The organism is Pseudonocardia halophobica (genome assembly GCF_027922425.1).
Lineage (GTDB): Bacteria > Actinomycetota > Actinomycetes > Mycobacteriales > Pseudonocardiaceae > Pseudonocardia > Pseudonocardia halophobica.
The window spans coordinates 1-531 of record NZ_BSFQ01000289.1; the positions used below are offsets into that span (position 1 = coordinate 1).

Below are 531 nucleotides of genomic sequence, written 5' to 3' on the forward strand. Positions count from 1 at the left end.
TCAGCGCCGACCCGGCATTCGCCCGCGAGGTGGTGCTCGGCGCCGCCGCGTTCCACGGCCGGCTGCTGGTGCTCAACGAGGCCGACGCGAAGGAGTCCACCGGGCACGGCTCCCCGCTGCCCCCGCTGGTGCACGGCGGGCCCGGCCGCGCCGGCGGCGGGGAGGAGCTGGGCGGCATCCGCGGGGTGCTGCACCACATGCAGCGCACCGCCATCCAGGCCGACCCGGACACCCTCGCCGGCATCACCGGCCGCTGGGTCCCCGGCGCCGCCCGGCGCCAGACCGAGCGGCACCCCTTCCGGCTGCACCTCGAAGAGCTCCGCCCCGGCGACACCATCGTGGCCGGGCCGCGGCGGGTCACCCAGGCCGACGTGGAGCACTTCGCCGAGTTCACCGGCGACACCTTCTACGCCCACACCGACGCCGCGGCCGCCGCGGCGAACCCGCTGTTCGGTGAGCGCGTCGCGCACGGCTACCTGATCGTCTCCCTGGCCGCGGGCCTGTTCGTCGACCCCGACCCCGGCCCGGTGC

1 protein-coding gene is annotated in these 531 nt (G+C 77.2%); it reads left to right on the top strand.

Annotated elements, in window-relative coordinates; all coding sequences use genetic code 11:
* Window positions 1-531, top strand: a 531-nt coding sequence (locus tag PKE99_RS38665; protein ID WP_271215185.1) for a MaoC/PaaZ C-terminal domain-containing protein, incomplete at both ends; no start/stop codon positions are given.